Origin of the sequence: Acidovorax sp. (assembly GCF_027492855.1) — a bacterium.
Lineage (GTDB): Bacteria > Pseudomonadota > Gammaproteobacteria > Burkholderiales > Burkholderiaceae_C > Acidovorax.
Genome location: NZ_JAPUDY010000076.1, coordinates 50,293 through 57,156 on the forward strand (window position 1 = coordinate 50,293; position 6,864 = coordinate 57,156).

Annotated in this window: 6 protein-coding genes; 5 read left to right on the plus strand and 1 reads right to left on the minus strand. The window is 66.5% G+C overall.

What is annotated here, in order from left to right:
- Positions 1-9: 9 nt before the first annotated feature.
- The 3 genes from trpD to Q0105_RS15295 all read left to right on the plus strand — a co-directional run bounded on the left by trpD (position 10) and on the right by Q0105_RS15295 (position 3,331).
- A complete protein-coding gene (trpD, locus tag Q0105_RS15285; RefSeq protein WP_298212990.1) occupies positions 10-1,041 on the plus strand; it encodes an anthranilate phosphoribosyltransferase in 1,032 nt (343 codons plus the stop codon).
- A 697-nt stretch (positions 1,042-1,738) separates the two neighbouring features.
- Positions 1,739-2,539, plus strand: a complete 801-nt coding sequence (gene trpC, locus Q0105_RS15290; RefSeq protein WP_298212991.1) for an indole-3-glycerol phosphate synthase TrpC — start codon at positions 1,739-1,741, stop codon at positions 2,537-2,539.
- A 69-nt stretch (positions 2,540-2,608) separates the two neighbouring features.
- Positions 2,609-3,331 (plus strand): uracil-DNA glycosylase, encoded by a 723-nt coding sequence (locus tag Q0105_RS15295; protein WP_298212992.1) that lies wholly within the window; start codon positions 2,609-2,611, stop codon positions 3,329-3,331.
- A 6-nt stretch (positions 3,332-3,337) separates the two neighbouring features.
- Here Q0105_RS15295 and Q0105_RS15300 read toward each other — a convergent pair whose 3' ends face one another.
- The gene (locus Q0105_RS15300) at positions 3,338-4,246 is read right to left on the minus strand and encodes a LysR family transcriptional regulator (RefSeq protein WP_298212993.1); all 909 of its coding nucleotides are present in this window, start codon (positions 4,244-4,246) and stop codon (positions 3,338-3,340) included.
- Between the two features lie 229 nt (positions 4,247-4,475).
- On the opposite strand from Q0105_RS15300, the gene Q0105_RS15305 reads away from it, so the two are divergent.
- Positions 4,476-5,411, plus strand: coding sequence for a tripartite tricarboxylate transporter substrate binding protein (locus tag Q0105_RS15305; protein ID WP_298212995.1), 936 nt, complete (start codon positions 4,476-4,478; stop codon positions 5,409-5,411).
- Between the two features lie 125 nt (positions 5,412-5,536).
- Positions 5,537-6,864: gamma-glutamyltransferase family protein (locus tag Q0105_RS15310; protein WP_298212994.1), on the plus strand; the 1,328-nt coding region annotated here is incomplete at its 3' end.

The window sequence follows — 6,864 nt, forward strand, 5'->3', positions numbered from 1 at the left end:
ACACACACCATGCCTATTTCCCCCCAGGAAGCGCTGCAGCGCACCATCGAACACCGCGAAATTTTCCACGATGAGATGCTGCACCTGATGCGCCTCATCATGAACGGCGAGCTCTCGCCCGTCATGACGTCCGCCATCCTGACCGGCCTGCGCGTGAAAAAGGAAACCATCGGCGAGATCACCGCCGCCGCGCAGGTAATGCGCGAGTTCAGCACCAAGGTCCACGTCAAGGACCCGACCCACATGGTGGACATCGTGGGCACGGGCGGCGACGGCGCGCACACCTTCAACATCTCCACCTGCTCCATGTTCGTGGCGGCGGCGGCGGGCGCCAAGGTCAGCAAACACGGCGGGCGCAGCGTGTCGAGCAAAAGCGGCAGCGCCGATGTGATGGAGGCCCTGGGCGTCCACATCAACCTCAAGCCCGAGCAGATCGCCCAATGCATCGCCGATGTGGGCATCGGCTTCATGTTCGCGCCCAACCACCACCCGGCCATGAAGAACGTGGCCCCCGTGCGCAAGGAGTTGGGCGTGCGCACCATCTTCAACATCCTGGGCCCGCTGACCAACCCGGCGGGGGCGCCCAACATTCTGATGGGCGTGTTCCACCCCGACCTCGTCGGCATCCAGGTGCGCGCCCTGCAGCGCCTGGGCACCGAGCATGCAATGGTGGTCTATGGCCGTGATGGCATGGATGAAGTGAGCCTGGGCGCCGCCACGCTGGTGGGCGAGCTCAAGAACGGCCAGATCACCGAATATGAAATCCACCCCGAAGACTTCGGCCTCAGCATGTCCAGCAACCGCGCGCTCAAGGTCGAAACGCCCGAGCAGTCGCGCGAGATGCTGCTCGGCGTGCTCAAGGGCGAACCCGGCGCCGCGCTGGACATCGTGTGCCTGAATGCTGGAGTGGCGCTGTACGCCGCCAACGTGGTGGATTCGGTGCCCGCCGGGCTGGCCAAGGCGCGCGCCGCGGTCGCTTCGGGTGCGGCGCTGGCCAAGCTGGAGCAACTGGCCATGCGCACGCATGCGCTGGCGGCTTAGTTGGTCAGCGCACGGTCTTTTCTCTGCCATTGCCCATGCCTTACCAGCCGTCGAGATCGCCTAAGGTTGACCATCGGCCTTTGCACAGCGTTGCGGATCTGGCCCTGACTTTGCCGCGAGTGCAGCGCGTGCTTCTTCCGGACGAACTCAGCAAGCCAGCGGGCCCATGGGTGACCGCTGGCACGACGGGTCTGGTAGCTCTGATCGCTGGGTGGCAACTGCTGCAGGTCCCTGGATTTCAGGCCCCACCCGCCAAATGGGCTGTGATCGGGATAACTGGCTTGTTGGCTGGCGTCGCCATCTGGTGGAAGGATCGCCAGAGTTTCAGCAGGGAGTACTGGCTCGTCGATTTTGCGCAGGGCCGTATATTGCCTGTAGGCCGAAGCGATAGGGAACCCATAGTGATTGATCCCAACGAACACAGCCTGGGGTGCTATTTGGCTGGTGGCTCCAGCGGTCCGCCGTCCTATGCGCTGGAGTTGCGCCATGTGCGGCGTGGCCCGGTGGCCCAGTTGTCCTCCGTACCTTTAACAGGGTTCGGGCAACGCTTAGAGAACGAGCGCCAGCAGCTCGACCTTTGCGTTGACTTGTTGGCCCAGAGGCTTCGAATTCGACGCTCAGGCGAACCCTTGGTGGATGCGAGCCGTCGCCGGTCGGCGCCCTGACACTCAACCCTCAATTTTTCACTGATTGCATCATGTCCGACATCCTCAACAAAATCGTGGCCGTCAAGCACGAAGAAGTGGCCGCCGCCAAAAAGCGCCTGCCCTTCGACGTGATCCGCGCCGACGCCGAGAGCCGCGTGCTCACGCGCGACTTTGAAGGCGCGCTGCGCGCCAAGATCGCCAAGGGCCAGGCGGCGGTGATTGCCGAGGTCAAGAAGGCCAGCCCCAGCAAGGGCGTGCTGCGTGCCGACTTCGAGCCAGCCGACATTGCGCAAAGCTATATGGAAGGTGATGGCAAGGTCAGCGCTGCCTGCCTGTCTGTGCTGACCGATCGGCAGTTCTTTCAGGGCCAACCCGACTACCTGAAACAAGCCCGTGCCAGCACCTTGCTTCCCGTGCTGCGCAAGGATTTCATGGTGGATGCGTATCAGATCTACGAGTCGCGCGCCATGGGTGCCGACGCCATTTTGCTGATCGCCGCCTGCCTGGATGACACGCAGATGGCCGACTTCGAGGCCATCGCCCGCAGCCTGGACATGGCCGTGTTGGTGGAGGTGCATGACCGGCCCGAGCTGGAGCGGGCGCTCAAGCTCAAGACCCCGCTGGTGGGCATCAACAACCGCAACCTGCGCACCTTTGACGTCACGCTCGACACCACCCTGGGCATGCTCAAGGATGTGCCTGCTGACCGCTTGCTGGTCACCGAGTCCGGCATCCTCAAACCCGCCGATGTGAAGACGATGCGCGACGCGGGCGTGCATGCCTTCCTGGTGGGCGAGGCCTTCATGCGGGCGGACGACCCAGGCCTGGCCCTGGCCCAGCTTTTTGCCTGAGTGCTGCGAATGCTATTATTTTAATAGCTGTTTGCGCTTATTTATAAAGCGCTAGAGGCCATTTTGACCATGAATCCATCCACCCAGCACCCCACCCAGCTCCAGAGCGCCAACCCAGCCGACTGGCCGGTTGCCCCTGGCTGGCAACCCCTGGTGGATGCCTTTTTTGCCGGTGCACGTGGACAGGCGCTGCTCACCTTTTTGCAGACACGGCTGCAGGCGGGCGCGGCGATTTTTCCGCCAGCGCCGCTGCGGGCGCTGGACCTCACGCCGCCCGAAGAGGTGCGCGTGGTCATTTTGGGGCAGGACCCGTACCACGGCCGGGGCCAGGCCGAGGGGCTGGCGTTTTCGGTGGCACCGGGCGTGCCGTTGCCCCCCTCGCTGCGCAACATCTTCAAGGAGATGCAGCGCGATTTGGGTACGCCTTTCCCGGCGATGCCCGAGCCCGGCGGCAGCCTGGTGAAGTGGGCAAAAAACGGCGTGCTGTTGCTCAACACCGGCCTCACGGTGGAAGAGGGCCAGGCCGCCAGCCACGCAGGCAAGGGCTGGGAGGAGCTGACCGACGCCGTCATCCGCCATGTGGCCGAGGGCCCGCGCCCCGTGGTGTTCATGCTCTGGGGCTCGCACGCCCAATCCAAGCGCGCCTGGATTCCGGCCAACCGGGGGCATCTGGTGCTCACCTCCAACCACCCCTCGCCGCTGTCGGCACTGCGCCCGCCCGTGCCGTTCATCGGCAACGGGCATTTTGGCAAGGCGCGGGCTTTTCGCCAGCAGCAAGAAAGCCAGGGCTGAGTTTCGTCACGCCGCTGGCAAGCGCTCCCTGAGCAGCTCCATAAATGCCTGCACGGCCACCGGCAGGCTGCGCCCGGCCAGGGTCTGGATCTCGATGTCGCGCAAGTCCATGCCGGGGTCGCTGATGGGCAGGGCCACGATGGCGCGCTGGGCCACCAGGTGGCGCACCGCGATCTCGCTGGCCACCGACAGCCCGCCGCCCTGCTGCACGAAGTGAATCACCGTCCTGGCATGGTTGCTGATGAGCACCGGTGCCAGTTGCAGCCCCTGGCGGCTGCACACGATGTCGATCATCTGGCGCACCGCAGTTTCGGCGGGCGGTAGGGCCAGGGGGTACGCGGCCATCTGCGCCAGCGTCAGGCTGCCCGCGTCCGCCAACGGGTGGCCGGGCGGCAGCAGGGCCAGCACTGGTGCGCTTTGGCGGTAGGCCACCGCAATGTCTTTGTGCGGTGAGCGGCTGAAGCACAGGCCGATGTCGGCTGTGCCGCTACGCACCGCCTCGGGCACCTGGGCCGTGGGCAGCGAGATCACGCTGAACTGGATGCCGGTGTGCGTGCGCTGGAACTCCACACACAGGCGCGGCACCAGCTCGTTGGCAAAGGCATCGGACGTGGCCAGCCGCACCTGGCCCGCGCGCAGGCCTTGTAGCGCGCCGATCTCGCCCAGTGCGCGCTCGGCGTCCAGCACCGCGCGCCGGGCGTGCACGGCCAAAATTTCGCCCGCCGCCGTCAGCACCATGCCACGCGGGTGCCGCTCGAACAGCGGCGTGCCCAATTGCGCCTCCAGCCCCGCGATCTGGCGGCTCAGCGCCGAGGCGGCCACATGCAGCCGTGCCGAGGCTTCGGTGAGCGAGCCGCTCTGGGCCACTTCCAGAAAATAGCGCAGGGAGGTGTCTTGCAGCAGGTGGGGGCGCATGGCGGGGGGCTGGTTTGCCTGTTTGAAGTGATGAGTATGAAGTGCTTTGCTGTAATGGCAAAGCTGTTTGCCGAATCGGTGTTGGTCATTCGCGGCCTGCGTTCCTAAGATGGTTGCTCGCCACGGCCGGGGCCACTGCCTTCCTGCCACCTGTGTCCTACCGCTTTTGGGGAGTGCCTTTATGCGTCGTTCATCTTGGGGTCGTGGCCTGTGTGGCCTGGTGTTGCTGATGGCCGGGGTGGCGGGCGCCCATGCGCAAGCCGCCTGGCCCGACCGCCCCGTGCGGGTGATCGTGCCCTTTCCGGCCAGTGGCGCGACCGATCTGGTGGCCCGCGTGGTCACGCAGCGCGTGGCGGCTGATCTGGGCCAGCAGATGGTCGTGGACAACAAGCCCGGCGCGGGCGGCACCATCGGCACGGCCGAGGCCGCCAAGGCGCCTGCCGACGGCTACACACTGCTGCTCACCACCAGCAGCACCCACGCCATCTCGCCCCACCTGATGCCGCGCCTGGCCTATGACGCGCGCAAGGACTTCACGCCCGTGGCCCACCTGGCCGACGCGCCCAGCGTGTTGCTGGTCACGCCCTCGCTGCCGGTCAAAACGGTGGCCGAGCTGATCGCCTACGCCAAGGCACACCCCGGCAAGCTCAACTACGCCACCAGCGGCAACGGCACCATCGTGCACCTGAACTCCGCCGCCTTCATCGCCCAGGCGGGCGTGGAGATGGCGCATGTGCCTTACAAAGGCACGGCCCTGGCCATCCCCGACCTGGTGGCCGGGCAGACGCATGTGCTGTTCGACTCGCTGCCTACGGGCATGCCACATGCCAAGAACGGCCGCCTGCGCGCCCTGGCCGTGACCAGCGAAAAGCGCAGCGCACTGGCCCCCGAGCTGCCCACCCTGGCCGAGTCGGGCCTGCCGGGCTACTCGTCGGTGACCTGGTTTGGCGTGTACCTGCCCGCTGGGGCCCCGCCCGCGCTGGTGGAGCGCATCCACCAGGCCTTTGCCAAGGCCGTGCAGGCGCCGGACGTGGTAGCCAGCCTGGCCAAGCTGGGCCTGGAACCCGCCGCCCCCAGCACCCCGGCGCAGTTTGGCGCGATGGTGCAGGCCGACAGCAACCGCTGGGCATCGGTCATTCGCCAACACAAAATCTCGATCGAATAACCCCCCTGAGGCGCTGTGCGCCGGACGACGCCCTCGGTGCGGGGCAGCCCTTCCTCGGCGTCCCTCGCAGGGGCCGCGCCAGTTTCATGCCACGCGTGCTTCGCGTGTTTTGGAGTCAAAAATTCATGAATACCCATCCACTCGACTGGTCCCTTCCCTACGCCTCCCACCGCAGTGCGGTGATGGGGCGCAATGTGGTGTCGGCCTCGCAGCCGCTGGCGGCGCAAGCGGGCCTGCGGATGCTGCTGGCGGGCGGCAACGCGGTGGATGCCGCGCTGGCGGCGGCCATGGCGCTCACCGTGGTCGAGCCCACGGGCTGCGGCATCGGCAGCGATGGTTTTGCCATCGTATGGGATGGCAAGGAACTGCACGGGCTCAATGCCTCTGGTCGCTCGCCCGCCGCCTGGACGCCAGAGTATTTCGAGAAGCGGGGCGGCATCCCTGAGATGGGCTGGAACGCTGTCACCGTGCCCGGCGCCGTGTCGGCCTGGGTGGCTTTGTCCAAACGCCTGGGCAAGCTGCCGTTTGCGCAACTGGCCCAGCCAGCCATTGGCTACGCGCGCCATGGCTTTCCTGTCTCGCCCACCATTGCACGGCTGTGGGCGTTGGGTGCGGCCAAGCTGGGCGCGCAGCCGGGCTTTGCCGAGTGCTTCATGCCGGGGGGGCGTGCGCCGCAGGCCGGTGAGATTTTCCGCAGCGAAGCCCACGCCCGCACGCTGGAGCTGATTGCAGAAACCGAGGGCGAAGCCTTCTACCGGGGCGTGATTGCCGAGCGCATGGTGGCGCATGCGCAGGCCAACGGCGGCGCGATGACGCTGGCCGATCTGGCGGCACACCGGGCCGACTGGGTGGGCACCATCCAGCAGCGTTTTGGTGATTCGGTGATCCACGAGATTCCGCCCAACGGCCAGGGCATCGCTGCGCTGATGGCACTGGGCATGCTGGATGCCCACGGCATTGGCACCCACCCGGTGGACGACGTGGAGACTGTGCACGCCAGCATCGAGGCCATGAAACTCGCCTTTGCCGACCTGCACCAGTACAACGCCGACATCGACGCCATGCAAGTGGCACCGTGCGAACTGCTCGATACCGACTACCTGCGCCGCCGCGCGGCCCTGATCGACAACGAGCGCGCGGGCGACCCCGGCGCGGGTGCGCCGCGCCCTGGTGGCACGGTGTACCTGGCGGCGGCGGATGCCTCGGGCATGATGGTGTCGTTCATCCAGTCCAACTACATGGGTTTTGGCTCGGGCGTGGTGGTGCCGGGTACCGGCATCAGCCTGCAGAACCGGGGCCACGGCTTCAACCTCACGCCCGGCCATGCCAACCAGGTGGCCCCGCGCAAGCGCCCCTCGCACACCATCATCCCGGCCTTTGCCATGCATGCCGACGGCACACCCCAGATGGCGTTTGGCGTGATGGGCGGCCCCATGCAAAGCCAGGGCCACAC